General features: G+C 36.6%; 19 protein-coding genes. All 19 read left to right on the forward strand.

The genetic code is table 11. The annotated features are described in order from the left end of the window. The 19 genes from BK574_RS26550 (at window position 1) to BK574_RS26640 (ending at window position 22,187) form a co-directional block, all read left to right on the forward strand. Entirely contained in the window at window positions 1-798 is a 798-nt protein-coding gene (locus BK574_RS26550) for a phosphatidate cytidylyltransferase (RefSeq protein WP_078430731.1), read from the forward strand. 30 nt (window positions 799-828) lie between these two features. Continuing rightward, window positions 829-1,977 carry a 1-deoxy-D-xylulose-5-phosphate reductoisomerase gene (locus tag BK574_RS26555; RefSeq protein WP_075385681.1) on the forward strand — a complete coding sequence of 383 codons (1,149 nt, stop codon included), beginning with the start codon at window positions 829-831 and terminating at the stop codon, window positions 1,975-1,977. Between the two features lie 17 nt (window positions 1,978-1,994). After that, window positions 1,995-3,248, forward strand: a complete 1,254-nt coding sequence (gene rseP / locus BK574_RS26560; RefSeq protein ID WP_075385682.1) for an RIP metalloprotease RseP — start codon at window positions 1,995-1,997, stop codon at window positions 3,246-3,248. A gap of 74 nt (window positions 3,249-3,322) precedes the next feature. After that, window positions 3,323-5,029 carry a proline--tRNA ligase gene (locus BK574_RS26565; protein WP_078430732.1) on the forward strand — a complete coding sequence of 569 codons (1,707 nt, stop codon included), beginning with the start codon at window positions 3,323-3,325 and terminating at the stop codon, window positions 5,027-5,029. A gap of 135 nt (window positions 5,030-5,164) precedes the next feature. Continuing rightward, window positions 5,165-9,472, forward strand: coding sequence for a PolC-type DNA polymerase III (locus BK574_RS26570; protein ID WP_078430733.1), 4,308 nt, complete (start codon window positions 5,165-5,167; stop codon window positions 9,470-9,472). A gap of 171 nt (window positions 9,473-9,643) precedes the next feature. Next, the gene (rimP, locus tag BK574_RS26575; RefSeq protein ID WP_075385685.1) at window positions 9,644-10,114 is read left to right on the forward strand and encodes a ribosome maturation factor RimP; all 471 of its coding nucleotides are present in this window, start codon (window positions 9,644-9,646) and stop codon (window positions 10,112-10,114) included. 102 nt (window positions 10,115-10,216) lie between these two features. Beyond that, window positions 10,217-11,380, forward strand: coding sequence for a transcription termination factor NusA (nusA, locus tag BK574_RS26580; protein WP_078430734.1), 1,164 nt, complete (start codon window positions 10,217-10,219; stop codon window positions 11,378-11,380). 14 nt (window positions 11,381-11,394) lie between these two features. Beyond that, on the forward strand, window positions 11,395-11,658 hold the full coding sequence (gene rnpM / locus BK574_RS26585; RefSeq protein WP_075385687.1) for an RNase P modulator RnpM: 264 nt from the start codon (window positions 11,395-11,397) through the stop codon (window positions 11,656-11,658). After that, on the forward strand, window positions 11,658-11,963 hold the full coding sequence (locus tag BK574_RS26590; protein WP_078430735.1) for a YlxQ family RNA-binding protein: 306 nt from the start codon (window positions 11,658-11,660) through the stop codon (window positions 11,961-11,963). Before rnpM ends, BK574_RS26590 begins: the two co-directional genes overlap by 1 nt. Before the next feature lie 16 nt (window positions 11,964-11,979). Further along, window positions 11,980-14,097, forward strand: a complete 2,118-nt coding sequence (gene infB / locus BK574_RS26595; protein WP_078430736.1) for a translation initiation factor IF-2 — start codon at window positions 11,980-11,982, stop codon at window positions 14,095-14,097. After that, entirely contained in the window at window positions 14,097-14,375 is a 279-nt protein-coding gene (locus BK574_RS26600; protein WP_075385742.1) for a DUF503 domain-containing protein, read from the forward strand. The genes infB and BK574_RS26600 overlap by 1 nt, the downstream gene beginning before the upstream one ends. A gap of 23 nt (window positions 14,376-14,398) precedes the next feature. After that, complete coding sequence (gene rbfA, locus BK574_RS26605; protein WP_075385690.1) at window positions 14,399-14,752, forward strand: 30S ribosome-binding factor RbfA; 354 nt, start codon at window positions 14,399-14,401, stop codon at window positions 14,750-14,752. 167 nt (window positions 14,753-14,919) lie between these two features. Next, window positions 14,920-15,834, forward strand: a complete 915-nt coding sequence (gene truB, locus BK574_RS26610) for a tRNA pseudouridine(55) synthase TruB (protein ID WP_075385691.1) — start codon at window positions 14,920-14,922, stop codon at window positions 15,832-15,834. 35 nt (window positions 15,835-15,869) lie between these two features. Next, window positions 15,870-16,814, forward strand: coding sequence for a bifunctional riboflavin kinase/FAD synthetase (ribF, locus tag BK574_RS26615; protein WP_075385692.1), 945 nt, complete (start codon window positions 15,870-15,872; stop codon window positions 16,812-16,814). A 135-nt stretch (window positions 16,815-16,949) separates the two neighbouring features. After that, window positions 16,950-17,219, forward strand: coding sequence for a 30S ribosomal protein S15 (gene rpsO, locus BK574_RS26620; RefSeq protein WP_075385693.1), 270 nt, complete (start codon window positions 16,950-16,952; stop codon window positions 17,217-17,219). A gap of 176 nt (window positions 17,220-17,395) precedes the next feature. Next, the gene (gene pnp / locus BK574_RS26625) at window positions 17,396-19,495 is read left to right on the forward strand and encodes a polyribonucleotide nucleotidyltransferase (protein ID WP_078430737.1); all 2,100 of its coding nucleotides are present in this window, start codon (window positions 17,396-17,398) and stop codon (window positions 19,493-19,495) included. Between the two features lie 127 nt (window positions 19,496-19,622). Continuing rightward, the gene (locus tag BK574_RS26630) at window positions 19,623-20,600 is read left to right on the forward strand and encodes a polysaccharide deacetylase family protein (protein WP_078430738.1); all 978 of its coding nucleotides are present in this window, start codon (window positions 19,623-19,625) and stop codon (window positions 20,598-20,600) included. Between the two features lie 16 nt (window positions 20,601-20,616). Beyond that, window positions 20,617-21,855: a M16 family metallopeptidase gene (locus BK574_RS26635; protein ID WP_078430739.1), complete on the forward strand. Its 1,239-nt coding sequence runs from the start codon at window positions 20,617-20,619 to the stop codon at window positions 21,853-21,855. Between the two features lie 92 nt (window positions 21,856-21,947). After that, a complete protein-coding gene (locus BK574_RS26640) occupies window positions 21,948-22,187 on the forward strand; it encodes a YlmC/YmxH family sporulation protein (protein ID WP_075385697.1) in 240 nt (79 codons plus the stop codon). The last annotated feature ends 76 nt before the right edge of the window (window positions 22,188-22,263 follow it).

Genomic DNA, 22,263 nt, shown 5'->3' on the forward strand with positions numbered 1-22,263 from the left:
GTGAAACAACGAATTATTACTGCGGTCATAGCTGCATCGGTTTTTATCCCATTAATAGTTCTAGGAGGATTACCATTTACATTGACGATCCTTTTAGTTGCTTCGATAGCAATGGTCGAACTATTAAAAATGAAAAAAATACCTCCTTTCTCTTTTATAGGCCTTGTGAGCTTAATTTTAATGTGGATTTTGCTTGTACCTACGAATTGGCTTGACTTATCATTCCTTTCCCACGTGACCAAAGTTGAAATATTTGTATTTATGATAGTAATATTATTGATGACAACAGTCATTACGAAAAATAAATACACATTTGATGAAGTAGGATTTATTATTCTTTCATCTGTCTATGTTGGTTTTGGGTTTCATTATTTGATTTCAACGCGATTAGAAGCAGAGAATGGACTAGCACTTGTATTTTTTGTAATGTTTATTATCTGGGCTACCGATTCAGGGGCTTATTTTGTCGGCCGAAAATTAGGGAAACGAAAGCTATGGCCAGATATTAGTCCAAAGAAAACAATAGAGGGGTCAGTAGGAGGAATAATCTGTGCTTTTGTCATAGGTTTTATCTTTCAACTTCTTTTTCCAATCTTTGACTCGTATATTGTCTTAGGGCTTGTCATTTTAGTTGCCTCTGTATTTGGACAAATGGGGGATTTAGTGGAATCTGCATTGAAGCGTCATTATGTAGTTAAGGATTCTGGTAATGTTTTACCTGGTCATGGAGGTATGTTAGATCGCTTTGATAGTCTTATTTATGTTATGCCTATCCTCCATTTGTTACAATTAATATAAAAATGTGTTTTGTAGTAAAGGGTGAATTCGTTGAAAAAAATCAGTTTATTAGGTGCTACTGGTTCTATTGGCACTCAGACGTTGGATATTATTAATCAACACCCTGACCGCTTTGAACTTGTTGCAATGTCGATTGGTAAAAATGTGGATTTAGGATTAAAGCAAATTCAGCAATTTAAGCCGAAGCTTTTATCTGTGTTAACGAAAGAAACATATGAACAAATTAAACACGATGTACCAAGTGAAGTGAAGTTAATCTACGGTGTAGATGGTCTCGTTGAAGTGGCAACGTATTCAGAGGCGGATATTCTTGTTAACGCAGTCATAGGAAGCGTTGGTTTGGGTCCAACACTGGCAGCAATTGAAGCAAAAAAAACAATTGCGATTGCTAACAAGGAGACATTAGTTACAGCTGGGCATATTGTGACACAAAAGGCTAAACAAAATGGGGTAACACTTCTTCCAGTAGATAGTGAACATTCAGCTATTTTTCAATGCCTCCAAGGTGAAGACGTAAAAAAGGTTAGTAAATTGGTTTTAACAGCTTCAGGTGGTAGCTTTAGAGATAAACGTCGTGAAGAGTTAATTGATGTAACAGTCGAAGATGCATTAAATCATCCTAACTGGTCCATGGGTGCAAAGATAACCATTGATTCAGCAACGATGATGAACAAAGGATTGGAAGTAATTGAAGCTCACTGGCTATTTGATACGCCGTATGACCAAATTGAAGTTATATTACATAAGGAAAGTATTATTCATTCTATGGTTGAGTATATTGATGGGAGTGTTATAGCGCAGTTAGGTACACCAGATATGCGAGTGCCAATACAATATGCGCTGAGCTTTCCCGAGAGGCTTGATTTCAAGAAACAAGAACGGTTAAACTTATGGGAAGTAGGAAAGCTTCATTTTGAAAAACCCAATTTTGAACGTTATCGTTGTTTGAAATTTGCATATGACGCTGGTCGAATCGGAGGTACAATGCCTACTGTTTTGAACGCTGCAAATGAAGAAGCGGTTGCCGCATTTCTCGAAAAGAAAATTACATTTTTACAAATTGAAAATTATATTGAACAAGCATTAGAAAGACATGAATTGATTAAGGAACCTTCGTTAGAAACTATTATTGAAGTGGATCAACAAACTAGAAGGTTTGTTCACTCACTCATGTTATAAAAGGTGGGGATACGTTCATGAATACTTTAATAGCCATAATTATAATCTTCGGTTTACTCGTGTTTATCCATGAATGGGGTCATTTGTATTTTGCAAAACGTGCAGGGATTTTATGCCGAGAATTTGCTATAGGGTTTGGACCGAAATTGTTTTCTTTTAAGAAAGACGAAACCTTATATACGATTAGGCTATTACCTTTAGGTGGATTTGTGCGGATGGCTGGTGAGGACCCTGAATTAGTTCAAATCAAACCAGGATATGAAGTTGGCTTAGTATTTAACAGAAGAAATAAAATATCAGAAATCATTGTCAATAATAAATCGAAACATCCTGAGGCAAGAATTGTAACTGTTGAGCGTGTCGATCTAGAAAAAGATTTATTTATCGAAGCCTACGAAGATGGGGAACTCGTCTCTTACCCAGTCGATGATAAAGCGTGTTTAATCTATGATGAGGAACCTACGCAAATTGCACCGCTTGACCGTCAGTTCGGGTCTAAAACGGTTCCACAACGAGCACTTGCTATCTTTGCAGGTCCTCTCATGAACTTTGTGTTGGCTTTTATCATTTTAACTGCCTTTGCATTATTAGCTGGAATGCCTGTAGACGAATCTAGAATTGGTATGGTCTCTCCTGAAGGAGCAGCAGCTAAAGCTGAACTAATAGAAAATGATAGAATTTTGTCGATTAATGGTCAACCTCTTGAGACGTGGGAAGACTTAACTTCAGTTATTCAACAACACCCGAATCAGGAATTAGTATTTGAAGTTGAGCGTAATGGGCAAGTATTTGAAGCCGTTGTTACTCCGCATGAACGACCAGGACCGATGGGAGAACCTGAAGGGTTTATAGGTGTCGGTCAATCAACAGCATTTAATGTTTTAGGATCTATTAAATATGGAGTAACGGAAACGTACGTATTTGCTAAACTCATTTTTGAAGCTCTTGGAATGTTAGTAACTGGTCAATTTTCGTTGGATCAGTTAGCGGGCCCCGTAGGAATTTATAATTATACTGGTCAGGCAGCTGAAATGGGCATTTTTGTTCTAATGAAGTGGGCTGCTATATTAAGTGTTAACCTTGGAATTATTAACTTACTTCCACTTCCAGCTCTTGATGGTGGACGATTAATGTTTATTGGATTAGAAGCTGTTCGTGGAAAACCAATTGATCCACAAAAAGAGGGATTAGTTCACTTCATTGGGTTTGCATTATTAATGTTACTCATGCTAGTGGTGACCTGGAATGATATAAATAAATTCTTTTTATAAATAAAATGTGAGCTTCTCAAAGGAGAGATTCTTTTTTGAAGCTCATCTAATAGTGTTGAAGGAAGGGAAAAACAATGAAACAAAGCTCATACTTCATCCCAACGATGCGTGAAGTACCGGCTGATGCTGAGATTGCTAGTCATCAGCTAATGCTACGGGCAGGAATGATCCGCCAAACTGCATCAGGGATTTATAGTTATTTACCGTTAGGAAAGAGAGTATTAAAAAAGGTAGAAGAGATTATTCGTGAAGAAATGGATGCTTCAGGAGCGATTGAAGTGTTAATGCCAGCAATTCAACCTGCTGAATTGTGGGAAGAATCAGGACGTTTAGGTGATTATGGACCAGAACTAATGCGATTGAAAGATCGCCACGAACGTGACTTCGTTCTCGGGGCTACTCATGAAGAAGTTATTACTAGCCTTGTTCGTGATGATGTTAAGTCTTATAAAAAGTTACCAATAAATTTATATCAAATTCAAACGAAATATCGTGATGAACGTAGACCACGCTTTGGAGTCCTTAGGTCCCGTGAATTTATTATGAAAGACGCTTATTCTTTTGATACGTCAAAAGAAGGTTTAGATGTCAGTTATCAAAAAATGTATGATGCATATACTCGGATTTTTAAGCGTTTTGGCCTCGATTTTCGTGCTGTTGAAGCTGATAGTGGTGCTATTGGTGGAACAGATACACATGAATTCATGGTGTTAACTGAAGTAGGAGAAGATACAATTGCTTATTCTGATCAATCTGAATTTGCAGCTAATATAGAAATTGCACCTGTACATGTGAACTATACTAAGAGTGATGAGACAGAAGAAGCTCTTGAAAAAGTAGAAACGCCTAATGTTAAAACGATTGAGGATTTAGAAAACTTCTTCAAACAATCTTCAGATCGAATGATTAAGGCTATACTTTATACAGTTAATGAAGAACCCTTATTAGTACTCGTTCGTGGAGATCATGAAGTAAACGAAATAAAAGTGAAAAATCTTTTTGATAAAGGTGTTGTTGAATTAGCTTCTCCTGAACAGGCAAAGCAATTCTTAAACTGTGAAACAGGATATATTGGACCAATAGGTTTACCTTCTGATATTAAAGTTGTCGCGGATGTAGCTGTCCAGTATGTTGTAAACGCAATTTGCGGTGCCAATGAATTAGGTTTTCACTTTCAAAATGTAAATCCTGAGCGAGATTTTACGGTTTCAACCTTCACTGATTTACGTCTTATTCAAGAAGGTGATCCTTCCCCTGATGGCAAAGGAACGATCCGCTTTGCTAAAGGAATTGAAGTTGGACACGTATTTAAATTAGGAACGAAATATAGTGAAGCGTTAGGAGCAAATTACCTTGATGATCAAGGTAAAACACAGCCTATGATTATGGGTTGTTATGGTATTGGTGTTTCTCGAACTGTAGCAGCTATTGTTGAACAAAGTAATGACGAAAATGGACTTTTATGGCCAAAATCAGTATCCCCTTTCGATATTCATCTCATTGCCATTAATGTGAAGGACGAAGCGCAGTTAAAACTTGCGGACAAGCTCTATGATGAACTTAGAGCCAATCGTTTAGATGTACTTTATGACGAGCGACCTGAACGAGCTGGGGTGAAATTCAAAGATGCGGACTTGATCGGATTACCTATTCGAATTGGTGTAGGAAAAAAAGCTGCTGAAGGAATTGTCGAAGTGAAAGTTCGAAAAACCGGTGAAATGCTAGAAGTTTCTGTAGCAGAGCTAAATGAAACAATTCAAACGTTAATTAGTAAGCTTTAATAGTTTTCAGGAAAATTGATGAGGCTGACTCTTAAGTGTCTGCTCACTTCATAATTTTTATGAGTGAGATATGTAACACTTGGCTTTGAGTTAGCCTCATTACCTTTTAGAATTTAGAGGGGAGGGAGGAGTCTTATGAATAACCAGGACCAGCAAACAAGAAAAGAACGATTTCAGTTACTCCTTCAACAAATGTTACTACCAGAAGAACTTGTACAACAGTACTTTCAAAATGGACAAATTGTGAAGCTGACGATTCAAAAAGAGAAAAAAGCATGGCATTTCAAGTTTTATTTAGATACCGTATTACCAGCCAATGTATACCTTGCATTTTCAGAACGAATCGTTCAGTCCTTCCAACATATTGCTTCGGTTACGTTTTCTATTCAATACAACAACCCTCAAATTAATGAACATTTGATCGCTGACTATTGGAGCGTAATTGTTGCTCAGCTGAAATCTGTTTCGCATGGATTTATTTCATTATTAGAAAAACAAGTCCCTAAGATAAACAATCGCCAATTGGTCATTCAAGCCAGGAACGAAGCAGAAAAAGAAGCCTTGCTTCGTAAATTAACAGAACCATTAAAACAAACATGTGAATCTTTAGGTTTACCCCCATTTCAATTAGAGGCTGAAGTAAAAGAGTCGGTAGAAGAAATGAATAAATTTATGGAAGAACGTGCGAAAGAAGATCACTCTAAAGTAATTGAAGCGATGTTAGAAAAGAAAAAGATGGAAAAAGAAGCAGGTACGAAAACGGCACAATCATCGCTCGTTATTGGTTATAAAATTAAGGATGAACCAACGGCAATATGTGAAATCTTGGATGAAGAACGTAAAATTGCGATACAAGGTTATGTATTCGATACGGACATTCGGGAGTTACGTTCAGGACGATCACTTCTTACTTTTAAAATTACGGACTATACTGATTCAATTATTGTTAAAATCTTTTCTAGAGATAAAGAAGATGTCCCATTACTGCAAGGTGTTAAAAAAGGAATGTGGTTAAAAGTTCAAGGTATGGTTCAAAATGATACATTTGTACGTGACCTTGTAATGATTGCTAAAGATATTAATCAAGTGAAACCGATAGAACGGCTGGACACTGCAGCTGAAGATGAAAAAAGGGTTGAATTACATGTCCATACGACTATGAGTCAAATGGATGGGATGGTTAATGCAGGAAGATATGTGGAACAAGCAGCAAAATGGGGGCATAAAGCTATTGCAATTACCGACCATGCAGTTGTTCAATCCTTCCCTGAAGCATATTCAGCAAGTAAAAAACACGGAGTGAAAATATTATACGGTCTAGAAGCGAATGTAGTCGATGACGGTGTACCGATTGCTTATAATGAAGCTCCTCGTCCATTATTGGAAGATACGTATGTCGTGTTTGACGTGGAAACAACTGGATTATCTGCTGTCTATAATTCAATTATCGAATTAGCCGCGGTTAAAGTGAAGAATGGTGAAATTATCGATCGTTTTGAATCGTTTGCGGATCCACACGAAACATTGACTCAAACGATTATCGATCTAACAGGAATTACCGATGATATGGTTAAGGGAGCTCCAGAAGTAGAGGATGTCCTTCGTAAATTTCAGGAATTTGTAGGAGATGCCATACTCGTAGCTCATAATGCTAGTTTTGATATGGGATTTTTGAATGTAGGTTATCGAAAAATTGGTTTAGGGGATGCACCAAACCCAGTAATAGATACACTTGAATTAGCGCGCTTCTTATATCCAGAGATGAAAAACCACCGTTTAAATACACTTTGTAAAAAGTTTGATATTGAGTTAGTTAGTCATCACCGTGCGATTTATGATGCGGAAGCAACTGGGTTTTTAATGTGGAAAATGGTAAAAGATGCAATCGAAAAAGGGATTGAGTCTCATGATCAACTAAACCAAAACATGGGTAAAGGTGAGTTTTTCAGACAGCGACCATTTCATTGCATGATTATTGCACAAACGCAAGAAGGATTGAAAAATTTATATGAGCTTGTTTCAATCGCTCATGTTAATTATTTTTTTCGAACGCCACGTATTCCAAGGTCCGAATTACAAAAACGCCGAAAAGGGTTATTAATTGGTGCCTCTGGATGTGATAATGGTGAAGTTTTTGAAGCGATGATGCAAAAGTCGCCAGATGAAGTAGAAGAAATCGCTAAGTTTTATGATTATTTAGAAGTTCAACCACCATCTAATTTTCCGCAGCTGCTAGAAAGAGAGATCGTAAAAAGTGAAGCACATCTTGAACTCATCATTCGAAATATAGTTAAGTTAGGTGAGAAGTTAGAAAAGCCTGTAGTTGCTACTGGCAACGTCCATTATCTTGATGAAAATGATGCTATTTATCGAAAAATCTTGATTGGTTCCCAAGGTGGTGCTAATCCATTAAATAGAAACTCCTTACCCATTGTTCACTTTCGAACTACGAATGAAATGATTGATATATTCTCTTTCTTAGGAGATGAAAAGGCAAAGGAAGTAGTCGTTACACATCCAAACAATATAGTTGAGATGGTAGAAGATATTCAGCCGATTCCAGATGACCTTTATACTCCTAACATTGAAGGTGCTGACGATGAAGTTCGACAAATGAGCTATAATCGTGCGAAAAGTATATATGGTGAAGAACTCCCAGAAATTGTAGAAGCTCGGTTAGAAAAAGAGTTAAAAAGTATTATTGGGCATGGATTTGCCGTCATTTATTTAATCTCGCATAAACTTGTTAAAAAATCACTTATTGACGGATACTTAGTTGGCTCAAGGGGATCTGTAGGTTCATCTCTAGTAGCAACGATGACTGAAATCACAGAAGTTAATCCACTTCCACCACATTATGTGTGTCCAAACTGTCATCACTCTTACTTTTTTAATGATGGATCTGTAGGTTCAGGTTATGATCTACCAGATAAGGATTGTACAGAATGTAGCACAAAATATGTGAAGGATGGACAAGATATTCCATTTGAAACCTTCTTAGGATTTAAAGGTGATAAGGTACCTGATATTGACTTAAACTTTTCTGGGGAATATCAACCACGCGCCCATAACTATACTAAAGTGTTGTTCGGTGAAGAAAACGTCTATAGAGCAGGTACAATTGGAACGGTAGCGGAAAAAACAGCTTACGGATATGTAAAAGGATATCAAAGTGACCATAATTTACAAATTCGCTCAGCAGAAATTGACAGACTTGTTTCAGGATGTACGGGTGTAAAAAGAACGACTGGACAGCATCCAGGTGGAATAATTGTAGTTCCTGATTTCATGAATATCCATGATTTTTGTCCGATCCAATTCCCAGCTGATGATAAAACATCAGAATGGAAAACAACCCATTTTGATTTTCACTCTATTCATGATAATTTGTTAAAGCTAGATATACTTGGACACGATGATCCGACTGTCATCAGAATGTTACAAGATTTAAGTGGGATCGATCCTAAAACAATACCAACTGATGATACGGAAGTAATGAAAATATTTTCTGGACCTGAAGTCTTAGGGGTAACAGAAGAACAAATCATGTGTAAAACAGGGACACTAGGTATCCCTGAATTCGGAACTCGATTTGTAAGGCAAATGCTTGAAGAAACGAAGCCTAGTACATTCTCAGAACTAGTTCAAATCTCAGGGTTATCTCATGGAACAGATGTATGGTTAAATAATGCTAATGAGTTAATATATAGTGGTACATGTGAACTGAAAGACGTAATTGGTTGTCGTGATGATATTATGGTTTATTTAATTTATGCTGGGTTAGAACCGTCGCTAGCCTTTAAAATTATGGAATCCGTTCGTAAAGGTAAAGGACTTCAGGAAGAGTGGATCGAAGAAATGAAAAAGAATAATGTACCAGATTGGTACATAGGGTCTTGCTTGAAGATTAAGTATATGTTCCCGAAAGCCCATGCTGCAGCCTATGTATTAATGGCTGTTCGGATTGCCTACTTTAAAGTTCATTTTCCACTACTTTACTATGCTGCATATTTCACGGTAAGAGCAGATGATTTTGATCTAGATACAATGGTTAAAGGTTCAACAAGTATCCGAGCAAAGATTGAAGAAATTAATGCAAAAGGCTTAGATGCTTCACCAAAAGAGAAGAATTTATTAACGGTTTTAGAACTTTCCTTAGAGATGTGTGAACGAGGCTTTTCTTTCCAGAAAGTGGACTTATATCGTTCGAGTGCTACTGAGTTCATTATTGAAGGAGATACGCTACTTCCACCATTTAATGCATTGAATGGAGTAGGAACAAATGCTGCTATTAACATCGTTCGAGCAAAAGAAGAACGAGAATTCCTTTCTATAGAAGATTTGCAACAACGTAGTAAATCAACGAAAACAGTTATAGAACATTTGCAAGATCATGGCTGTCTTGAAGGGTTACCAGAATCGAACCAACTATCGCTATTCTAGTGTTGGAACAATACCCTTCTGTTGCAATTAAAGGAAGATTATGATATTGTTTTTATGGTCATACTTAGAATAGGAAGAGAGAAGAGTGGGGAAACCCACTCTTTCTTATTCCTCCTTAAAGTAAGGAATAGTAACGAGGATAAAAGGGCATAAGCAATAAAGGAGGAGCCTATGAGTAAGAAGGTTACGGAAATTACGGAAGAGTTAGTTTTACCTATAGTAGACGAACTTGAATTAGAATTAGTCGATATAGAGTTCAAAAAGGAAGGGAAAAACTGGTTTTTGCGAGTTTTTATAGATTCTGATAACGGTGTTGATATAGAGGACTGTGGTACTGTAAGCGAACGTCTGAGTGAGCAACTAGATGCACTAGATCCAATACAACAAGCTTATTTTCTTGAAGTATCCTCTCCAGGTGCTGAACGACCTTTGAAAAAAGAAAAAGATGTCTATAAAGCTATTGGAAAGAACGTACATGTGACTACATATGAACCGCTGGATGGTGAAAAAGCGTTTGAAGGAAAATTATTAGATTTTGACGGTGTTGATTTGAAAATTCAAATGAAAATAAAAACTCGTACAAAAGAAATTACGATTCCTTATACAAAAGTAGCTAGCGCGAGGTTAGCGATTATTTTTTAATCTAGTTCACAATAAGACAGCAATCACGAATCAAAATTGAACCTTTTGCTGAAATGCATTGAAATACGTAAGGTTTTTAATTTGAAAGGGGGAAAGAATTCCATGAACAGCGATTTTATGGAAGCACTATCTACTTTAGAAAAAGAAAAAGGTATAAGTAAAGAAGTTATTTTAGAAGCAATTGAAGCTGCTTTAATTTCAGGATACAAACGAAACTTCAACCAAGCTCAAAACGTTCGTGTTGATATCAATCGTGAAACAGGAGATATCCGAGTTTTTGCTAGAAAAACCGTTGTTGAAGAAGTATTTGACACAAGATTAGAGATTGCTGAAGAAGCTGCGAAAGAGCTTAACCCTAACTTTGAAGTTGATGATGTTGTCGAAATCGAAGTAACTCCAAAAAACTTTGGACGTATTGCAGCGCAAACAGCAAAACAAGTTGTAACGCAACGTGTACGTGAAGCAGAGCGAGGAATTATCTATTCCGACTTTATTGACCGAGAAGAAGATATTATTACAGGAATTGTTCAACGACAAGATAGTCGTTTTATCTATGTTGATTTAGGTAAAGTTGAAGCGATTTTACCTGTTAATGAACAAATGCCGAACGAAAGCTATCGTCATAATGACAGAATTAAAGCGTTTATTACAAAAGTTGAAAAAACAACTAAAGGTCCACAAATTATGATTTCCCGTACACACCCTGGGCTATTAAAACGACTTTTTGAACTTGAAGTTCCAGAAATTTATGATGGTACGGTTGAAGTGAAGTCTGTTGCTCGTGAAGCAGGGGATCGATCTAAAATTGCGGTCTATGCAGAAAATCCTGAAGTTGACCCAGTTGGAGCATGTGTCGGTCCAAAAGGACAACGTGTTCAAACGATTGTCAATGAACTAAAAGGTGAAAAGATTGATATCGTTCGCTGGTCTGAAGATCCAGTCGAGTATGTCGCTAATGCATTAAGTCCTTCTAAAGTTGTTCAAGTACAAGTAAATGAAGAAGAAAAAATGACTCGCGTGATTGTCCCTGATTATCAACTATCGTTAGCCATTGGAAAACGTGGCCAAAATGCACGGTTGGCTGCAAAGTTAACGGGCTGGAAAATTGACATAAAAAGTGAATCAGAAGCAGAAGAGCTTGGTTTATTAGAACCTGTAGAAGAATTGCAGGATGTAAATGCAGGTGTAGTACACACTGAAATTGATGAACTCGAAACGGATGACAATGAAACATTTAAAGAGGAAGAAATTGAAGTAGATAAGTAAGGGAGATGGAGCCAATGAAGCAACGGAAAGTTCCACTTCGTAAATGTATCGTTACAAATGAAATGAAACCCAAAAAAGAGCTTATTCGAGTTGTCCGCTCTCCTGAGGGAGAAGTTTCTATTGATAAAACGGGGAAACTGAACGGGCGAGGTGCTTACATATCTAACGGAAAAGATTATTTTGAGCAAGCCAAAAAAAAGGATATTCTTTCTAGGCACCTTAACGTAAAAGTAAGTGAAGAAATTTATGATCAATTAATTGAACAGGTTGGGAAATAATGAATGATAAACAGTGGTTGTCTCTTTTAGGTCTTGCAGCAAGAGCAAGAAAAGTCGTTTCAGGTGAGGAAATTGTTTTAAAAGAAGTTCGAAAAAAACAAGTTCAACTTGTCATTGTTTCAACAGATGCATCAACTGCAACTGCGAAAAAAATGAATGATAAATGTACTTACTATAATACACCTATTCGAGTTACTGGAACGAGAGAAGTACTTGGTCAAGCTATTGGGAAGAGAGAGAGAGTCGTATTAGGTGTTATCGACCAAGGTTTTGCAAAGAAGTTGATCTCACTTATCGATCAATAAAGGTGGAGGTAAACATATGAGGAAGATGCGAATATATGAATATGCAAAAGAAAAAAATGTTACGAGTAAGGAAGTAATTGAACAATTAAAAGGCTTAGGATTTTCTGTCGCTAACCATATGTCAGTCATTGATGAAGAAGCAATGAAAAAGCTAGTAGGGGAAAGTAATGAAAAGCCAACAGGCGAAAACAATGAAGGAAATTCTACGAAAAAAAAGGAAGAACGTTCAACTAATATGAAAAAAACAAATAATGACCGTAATAATAAAGGCAATAACCAGCAAAGAAATAATAATAACAAAAAAGGAAATAAGAAACCAACAGGAAAAAATACTCATCAACAGCATAATCAAGTACAACAAAAACCCGTAAAGAAAGAGCTTCCTGAAAAGATTACATACTCAGGTACATTATCAGTGGGCGAACTTGCAAAAAAGCTTCATAAAGAACCGTCAGAAATTATAAAAAAATTATTATTCTTAGGGGTTATGGCAACGATCAATCAAGAGTTAGATAAAGACTCAATTGAGTTAATTGCTGGAGATTACGGTGTTGAAGTTGAGGAAGAAATCATTATCGATGCGACGAATTTTGAAGAATTTGTAGAAGAAGAAAATGAAGCTGACCTACAAGAACGTCCGCCAGTTGTAACAATTATGGGACACGTTGACCATGGTAAGACCACGCTTCTTGATTCTATTCGAAACACAAAGGTAACAGCAGGTGAGGCTGGTGGAATTACACAGCATATTGGTGCATACCAAGTTGAAGTTAATGGAAAACGCATTACTTTCTTAGATACTCCTGGTCATGCCGCGTTTACAACAATGCGTGCTCGTGGGGCACAAGTGACGGATATTACAATCCTGGTAGTTGCTGCTGATGACGGTGTTATGCCACAAACAAAAGAAGCAATTAGCCACGCGAAAGCTGCTGGAGTACCAATCATCGTTGCAGTTAATAAGATGGATAAGGAAGCGGCCAACCCAGATCGTGTTATGCAGGAACTAACAGAGTTTGAGTTAGTACCAGAAGCATGGGGTGGCGAAACGATTTTTGTTCCAGTATCCGCTTTACAAGGTGAAGGTATTGATGAATTACTTGAGATGATTCTACTTGTTGCTGAGGTAGAAGAATATCAAGCAAATCCAAACAGTCTAGCTAGAGGTACAGTCATTGAAGCACAATTAGATAAAGGCCGTGGAACAGTGGCAACTTTATTAGTTCAATCAGGTACATTAAAAGTTGGAGATCCAATTGTAGTTGGAAACACCTTTGGACGTGTACGTGCGATGACGAATGACTTAGGGCGCCGCGTTAAATCGGTTGGGCCTGCTGCACCAGTTGAAATTACAGGTTTAAACGATGTTCCACAAGCTGGAGATCAATTTAAAGTGTTTGAAGATGAGAAAACAGCACGTCAAATTGGTGAAACACGTATGATCCGTCAACGTGATGAAGAGAGAAATGAAACATCCAAAGTCAGTCTTGATGATTTGTTTAATCAAATTCAACAAGGGGATATTAAAGAAATCAACGTTATTATTAAAGGTGACGTTCAAGGTTCAGTTGAAGCCTTAAAAGGGTCATTAGAGAAGATTGATATTGCAGGTGTTAAAGTCAATATCATTCATACAGGTGTAGGTGCCATTACAGAGTCTGATATTATTTTAGCTGCGGCTTCTAATGCGATCGTTATTGGGTTTAACGTACGACCAGATGCTAATACGAAGAGAGTTGCTGAATCAGAAAACGTTGATGTTCGTTTACACCGAATCATTTATAATGTCATTGAAGAAATTGAAAGTGCGATGAAAGGAATGCTTGACCCTGAGTATGAAGAAAAAGTCATTGGGCAAGTGGAAATTCGTCAAACGTTTAAAGTGTCAAAAATTGGTATGATTGCTGGTTCGTATGTAACAGATGGTAAAGTTACACGCGATTCTACTGTACGATTAATTCGTGATGGTATTGTCATTTATGAAGGAGCAATTAATGCACTGAAACGTTTCAAAGATGATGTTAAAGAAGTATCAGCTGGTTACGAATGTGGTATTACATTAGAGAACTTCAATGATGTTAAAGAAGGAGATATTATTGAAGCGTATATCATGGAGGAAATTAAACGTAAATGATGATAGGTGCTGTTTACTGTGAGCTATTAATTTATGATGCCCAGTCCTTAAAAGATAAACGATCTGTATTGAAAAGTTTAATCACGAGGTTAAAGCAACGGTTTAATGTATCGGTAGCAGAAATAGGACATCAAAATGTATGGCAACGATCCGAAATTGCAGTAGTTACAGTTTCTTCCGATCGAATAGTAGCAGAACAGGAATTAGAACGTGCTTTATCATTTATTGATCGTATGACTGAATTGGAACGAACAGTTACAAACTATGAATGGCTGTAGGGCTATTAGTGAGGTGACTTTTAATGAGCAATGTAAGAGCAAACCGTGTTGGGGAACAAATGAAAAAAGAATTAAGTGAAATTATCATACGTGAAATTAAAGATCCAAGAGTACGTTTTGTTACAGTAACAGGTGTTGATGTAACAGGGGATCTTCAACAAGCGAAAGTTTATATTACAGTCCTCGGTGACGAAAAAGAGAAGGAAGACACAATTCAAGGTCTTTCGAAAGCGACTGGCTTTATTCGAACGGAAATTGGAAAACGAATTCGTCTTCGAAAAACTCCAGAAATTGAATTTGAATTTGATGAGTCAATTGAGTACGGAAACAGAATTGAAACACTATTGACTGAAATAAATAAACAAAAGAATGATTAACAAGGTAGGCTGACTCATAAGTGTCTTGACACCATATTTGATTGGTTACAAAGGAGTTTTGAACTTTTGTATATCGCTGTGGTGAATGACTCTTTACTATTTGAGTCAGTCTCTTTATTTTAGAGTTATTATGTTACTTATTTCACTTTTTAGATGAGGTGATTGACTTGGAGTATAATGGAATACTTCCTTTGTTAAAGCCGAAAGGGATGACATCACATGATTGTGTTTTTCGGTTACGAAAGCTTTTAAAAACAAAGAAAATCGGCCATACAGGTACTCTTGATCCTGATGTTACTGGGGTTCTTCCTATTTGTATTGGTAAGGCGACAAAAGTTGCGGAGTATATGACCGATTACCCGAAAGAATATATTGGAGAAGTGACCCTTGGTTGGACAACTACAACAGAAGACCGTAGTGGAGAAATATTGGAACAAAAACCTGTTGAAATCATTCCGACCCTTGATCAAATTAATGAAGTGTTAAACACTTTTATTGGAGAGATAGAGCAAGTTCCTCCAATGTATTCGGCTGTAAAAGTAAATGGAAAAAAGTTATATGAATATGCGAGAGAAGGAAAAGAAGTAGAGCGCCCTGTTAGACGAATAAAAATATATGAATTACAATTAGTAGGTAATGAAATCAAGTCTTATGATAATGCAGTGTCATTTTCGTTTCGCGTAAAATGTAGTAAAGGGACCTATGTTCGGACCCTCGCAGTTGATATCGGAAAAAAGTTAGGGTATCCAGCTCATATGTCGTACCTAGAGAGAATTGCTTCAGGTCCGTTTAAGCTTTCTGATTGTTATACGTTCGAACAAATTGAAACGTTAATTTCCAATAATGAGGTACAAAACTCTTTATTATCCCTAGAAAAGGCGATTGAACATTTTCCTTCGGTTCTTGTAAATTCGTCGATTGAAGCAAAAATAAGGAATGGTTCTGTATTGCCTTTATTGAAATCAATAGCTGAAAAACGATTTACTGTATATAATGAAGATGGTGAATGTTTAGCAATCTACCAACAACACCCAACAAAAGAGGGCTTAATGAAGCCAGAGAAAATGTTGTGTTCGAGTTAAAAAGGAGAACGCAACGTAAAAGAAGGTGAAATACAATGGACGTTATTTCTTTATCTTATCCACTCCAGTTAAAAAATGAAAAGCCTACTGTAATGGCCCTCGGTTATTTCGATGGTGTACATATTGGACATCAAAAAGTCATTCAAACCGCTAAAAATACAGCGTTCGAAAAAGGGTTGTTAACTTCGGTCATGACTTTCAATCCTCATCCAAAGGAAGTTTTACGAAAGCCATCTGAAACGATGATGTACATTACACCATTAGAAAAAAAAATTGAGGTTATCGAGAAACTAGGTGTTGATCAATTATTTGTTGTTCATTTTGATGAAGGATTTTCAAAACTAACTCCTCAACAATTTGTTGATGATTTTTTAATAGATATGAATGTCAAGCATGTTGTCGCTGGGTTTGACTACAGTTATGGACATCTTGGAAAAGGGAATATGGAAACCTTACCATTTCATGCAAGGGGAGTTTTTGAGCAAACTACCGTAAATAAGGTCGAATTACAAGAACATAAGATTAGTTCTACGTTAATTCGAAATAAAATTGCTAATGGTGAAGTTGGAGAAATTGTCGAGCTGTTAGGAAGATATTATGAAGTTGAAGGTATTGTAGTTCACGGTGACAAAAGAGGACGTACGATTGGCTTTCCTACAGCCAATATAAGGTTATCGAACAGGTATATAATTCCTAAACTAGGAGTATATGCTGTTACTTTAATAGTAAATGGACAAACATATGAAGGTGTTTGCAACATAGGGTACCGTCCAACGTTTAAAGAGCAAGAAGCAGTTCCATCGATTGAGGTTTATCTGTTCGATTTTGACGATGATATTTATGATCAAAATATAACTCTTTCTTTCCATCACTTTTTACGAAGTGAAAAAAAATTCAGTTCAAAAGAAGAACTTGTTCAACAAATAAATGTTGATAAGGCGAGTACAGAAATGTTTTTCCAGGAAAATAAGGCGAAATAACTTGCATTTAAGTAAAAAAAAAGGTATTCTAATATTTGTACTAAAGTACTATTATTTTTAGAACCATTGCTTGGCAAATCGACTCACCGACGTTTTGCTAGGTAACTGGTGATTAATTTGAAGGAGGTGGATAGGATGGCACTTACACAAGAACGTAAAAACCAAATCATTAGTGAGTACAAAACTCATGAAAGTGACACTGGTTCTCCAGAAGTACAAATCGCTATCCTTACAGAGCAAATCAACACATTAAATGGGCACTTACGTACTCATAAGAAGGATCACCATTCTCGTCGTGGTCTTTTAAAAATGGTTGGACAACGTCGTAATCTTTTAACGTACTTACGTAATAAAGATGTTATACGTTACCGTAACCTTGTTGATAAGCTAGGATTACGTCGCTAATCACAAGTTAACACTTAATAAAAAGCGGGAGCATTCCCGCTTTTTTATTAGGGAAAAATATTGGATTTTTTATCCAGTTTATTGCACTTTCGATTTATTCTTTTATTTTAAGTATAAATAGGTAATAATAAAGACATATTGAAACATTTTGTTTAATGAGAGGAGTTCAAACCTGTATGGAACAAGAAAACCAAGTATTTTCTTTTGAATGGGCAGGTCGTCAATTAACTGTTGAAACGGGTCAATTAGCGAAGCAAGCAAATGGCGCTGTCATGATTAGATATGGTGACACTGCTGTACTTTCTACTGCTACTGCTTCAAAAGAGCCAAAAGATTTACCGTTTTTCCCATTGACAGTAAACTATGAAGAACGTCTTTACGCAGTGGGGAAAATTCCAGGAGGGTTTATTAAACGTGAAGGTCGTCCAAGTGAAAAAGCTATTCTTGCAAGCCGTTTAATAGATCGACCAATCCGTCCACTTTTTGCTGATGGATTTCGTAATGAAGTTCAAGTAATTAGTATTGTGATGAGTGTCGATCAAGATTGCTCTTCTGAAATGGCAGCAATGATTGGCTCAAGCTTAGCTCTTTGTATTTCAGATATTCCATTTGATGGACCGATTGCTGGAGTTACTGTTGGAAGAATTAATAATGAGTTCGTTATTAATCCGACAACAGAGCAATTAGAAAAAAGTGATATTAATCTAGTGGTAGCAGGGACAAAAGAAGCGATTAATATGGTCGAAGCAGGAGCAGATGAGGTTCCAGAGGAAATCATGTTAGAAGCGATTATGTTCGGTCACGATGAAATTAAGAGACTGGTTGCTTTCCAAGAAGAAGTCATTGCAAAAGTTGGGAAAGAAAAGTCGGAAATCGTCTTACGAGAGGTTAATCCAGAATTGGAACAACATGTTCGTGAATTAGCTGAGGCAGAATTAAAGCAAGCCGTACAAGTTGTGGAAAAACATGCTCGTCAAGCTGCAATAGACACGGTTATGACTGAAACGGTTGCTAAATTCGAGGATAATGAAGAAATTAGTCTATCAGAAGTGAAAGAGATTTTACATAAAATTGTAAAAGAAGAAGTAAGACGTTTAATTACGAAAGAAAAAGTAAGGCCAGATGGGCGAGGGATTGATGAAATCCGTTCACTATCTTCGCAAGTAAAATTATTACCAAGAACACATGGTTCTGGTTTATTCACACGCGGACAAACACAAGCTCTTAGTATTTGTACTTTAGGTGCATTAGGTGATGTTCAAATTCTAGATGGTTTAGGTATTGAAGAATCCAAGCGTTTTATGCATCACTATAACTTCCCACAGTTTAGTGTTGGTGAAACAGGACCGATTAGAGGACCTGGGCGTCGTGAAATTGGACATGGTGCACTAGGAGAACGAGCCTTAGAGCCTGTTATTCCGAATGAAAATGACTTCCCGTATACAATTCGTTTAGTATCTGAAGTTCTTGAGTCAAATGGTTCAACATCCCAAGCATCAATTTGTGCGAGTACATTAGCAATGATGGATGCAGGAGTACCTATCAAATCACCAGTTGCTGGTATTGCCATGGGACTCGTTAAATCTGGAGACGATGTTACCGTACTAACCGATATTCAAGGTATGGAAGATGCTTTAGGGGATATGGACTTTAAAGTAGCAGGTACAAAAGATGGAATAACAGCTTTACAGATGGATATTAAAATTAGTGGAATCGATCGTAATATTCTTAAGGAAGCATTAGCTCAAGCTAAAAGAGGTCGTATGGTCATTTTAGATAGTATGTTAGCTGCGATTAGCGAAGCACGCACTGAACTTTCAGCATATGCACCTAAGATCTTAACAATGAAAATTAACCCAGATAAAATTCGTGATGTCATTGGACCAAGTGGAAAAATGATTAATAAAATTATTGAAGATACTGGAGTAAAAATTGACATTGAGCAAGACGGAACAGTGTACATTTCTTCTGTTGACCATCAAATGAACTTAAAGGCTAAATCAATAATCGAAGACATTGTTCGCGAAGTAGAAGTAGGGCAAACGTATTTAGGAAAAGTAAAGCGTATTGAAAAATTCGGTGCCTTTGTTGAACTATTCAAAGGAAAAGATGGTCTTGTGCATATTTCTCAGTTAGCTGAGGAGCGCGTAAATAAAGTTGAAGATGTTGTAAAAATTGGCGATGAAATTTTAGTGAAAGTTACTGAAATTGATCCTCAAGGACGAGTTAACTTATCACGGAAAGTCTTACTTAAAGAGCAAAAACAAGAAAGTTAATAAGGAGAGGCTGGACAGTGACCAGTCTCTTTTTAAGCACTACATAAATTAATAAGTCAATTTTAAAAGTAAGCCTGTTCTACCCTGTCCTAATAGTGCATACGATTTAGTACAAGGGGGTAGAATGATGAAAAGCAAGTACGGTGTTCATCTAATTATTTTTGTATTTATTTTTATAATTGCTTATGGGACTACCCAAAACCCATTTACAGTAAATTACATAGACCAACTAAAGCAAGAGTCTATCATGGTTACTAAAATGCAAGACCCACTTTATGAACAAATAGCTATAGAAGCGCAGAAATATGAAAAACCACCGATTGATGCAATTGTAGATAGAGTGTGGAAAGCTGTTCCTGGATATAACGGGGTGCAGGTGGATTTAGAAGCATCTTATGAAAAAATGAAAAAGCAGGGTAGCTTTGATAAGCAAAAACTTGTATTTCGTGAAGTAAAACCTAAAGTTCATTTAGATGACTTACCTCCTACACCTATATATAAAGGAAATCCAGAAAAACCAATGGTTAGTCTTCTTGTAAATGTAGCTTGGGGAAATGAATATTTGCCTGATATGCTTAAAGTTATGAATAAATACGATGTTAAATCGACTTTTTTTCTAGACGGCTCTTGGGTGAAAAACAACCCCAAATTAGCTAAAATGGTGCTAGAAGAAGGTCATGAAATAGGTAATCATGCATATTCACACCCTGATATGAAGCAACTTTCACCTTCCCGGATTAGCGAAGAACTTAATAAAACAAATGAAGTGATTTATGCGACATTAGAAGTTACACCAAAGTGGTTTGCTCCTCCAAGTGGTAGCTTTCGTCAAGAAGTAGTAGATATTGCTGCAAGCTTGAATATGAAAACGATCATGTGGAGTGTGGATACTGTTGATTGGAAACGACCCGATCCACACTCGATGGTTCAAAGAGTACTAAATAATGTTCATCCAGGAGCTATGATATTAATGCATCCGACGTCTTCAACTGCAGCAGGTCTTGAGCAAATGATTGTCGGTATTAAGAACAAAGGATATCAAATTGGGAACGTATCACACTTAATGGATGAATCGAGGATAAATTTTGGTGTAACCCTAGACTAAGTTAGGGGGATGTATATTGATACAAAAAATCGAACTAGAAAATGGATTGCGTGTACTCGTTGAGCAAATACCTCATGTTCGTTCAGTTTCTATTGGAATTTGGATTGGTACGGGCTCAAGGTTTGAAGAAAAACGGGAAAATGGTGTTTCACACTTTTTAGAACATATGTTTTTTAAAGGTACGACTACAAGGTCTGCTGCCGATATTGCAGAAGCTTTTGATTGCATTGGTGGTCAAGTAAATGCCTTTACATCAAAAGAATATACATGTTACTATTCTAAAGTTTTAGATGAGCATGCCGATTATGCCGTTGATGTTTTAGCGGATATGTTCTTTAACTCTGTTTTTGCCCACGATGAACTAGAAAAAGAAAAAAACGTGGTCTTTGAGGAAATTAAAATGGTCGATGATACACCAGATGACATTGTGCATGATTTATTGTCAAAAGCCAGTTATGGTGAACATCCTCTTGGGTTACCGATATTAGGTACAGTAGATACATTGACTTCATTTGATTCAGATTTACTCCGTGATTATATGAGAAGGTATTATACAGCTGAAAATGTGGTTGTATCGATTGCGGGAAATGTAGATGAAAAGTTAATTGATAAGATTAAAAAAACATTTGCTACAGTCCATAAAAGTGACGGAGCTAGTCAGGTTGAAAAGCCATCTTTCTTAGCAAAGCAAATAGCGAGGAAAAAAGAAACAGAACAAGCTCATATTTGTATGGGCTACCAAGGGTTGCAAATTGGTCATAACGATATATATAGTCTTGTTTTACTTAATAATATTTTAGGTGGAAGTATGAGCAGCAGACTTTTTCAGGAGATCCGAGAAAAACGCGGGTTAGCTTATTCTGTGTTTTCCTATCATACGGCCTATCAAGATGATGGTGTTTTAACGTTATATTCGGGTACTGCGCCTCATCAACTTGATGAGCTATATGAAGCTGTCATCCATACTGTGCAACAATTAAGTAAAGAAGGAATAAAAGAAAAAGAAATTAAAAATGGAAAAGAACAGCTTAAAGGAAACTTAATGCTTAGTCTTGAAAGTACGAATAGTCGAATGAGTCGAAACGGGAAAAATGAATTATTATTAAAACGCCATCGATCTTTAGATGAAATTATTGATGAAATTAATAATGTAACGATTGAATCGGTGAATGATCTAGCGAAAACTATTTTTGAAAGCGCACCAGCAGTATCACTTATAAGTCCAACTGGAGAGTTACCAAAAGGATTACAGTAATAATTTAAGTACCGGGTTTAGATACCCGGTATTTTTTTGTCCATTTGTTCATAAGAAGTATAAAGGATAGTAACGAAAGCGAGGGGAGCTTTGTGAGATTAAGTGAGATTAGTGGTAAAGAAATTATTGATTTTCAAAAAGGTGCACGGCTAGGAATTTTAGGACAGACGGATCTTGTAATTGATGAATCTACAGGTCAGATTGAAGCCTTTATTATTCCGACCATGAAGTGGTTTGGATTCGGGAAAAAAGAGAAAGAAGTTAAAGTTTATTGGCATCAAATCAAAAAGATCGGCACTGATATGATCATTATTGACATGGCTGAATTTTAATAATGTAAGAAAATATAGATAAAGAGGCTGACGTACATGTCAGCCTCTTTATTTGTCTTTAATCATTAATGAACTA

Source organism: Alkalihalobacterium alkalinitrilicum (assembly GCF_002019605.1).
In the GTDB taxonomy this organism is placed as follows: domain Bacteria; phylum Bacillota; class Bacilli; order Bacillales; family Bacillaceae_F; genus Alkalihalobacterium; species Alkalihalobacterium alkalinitrilicum.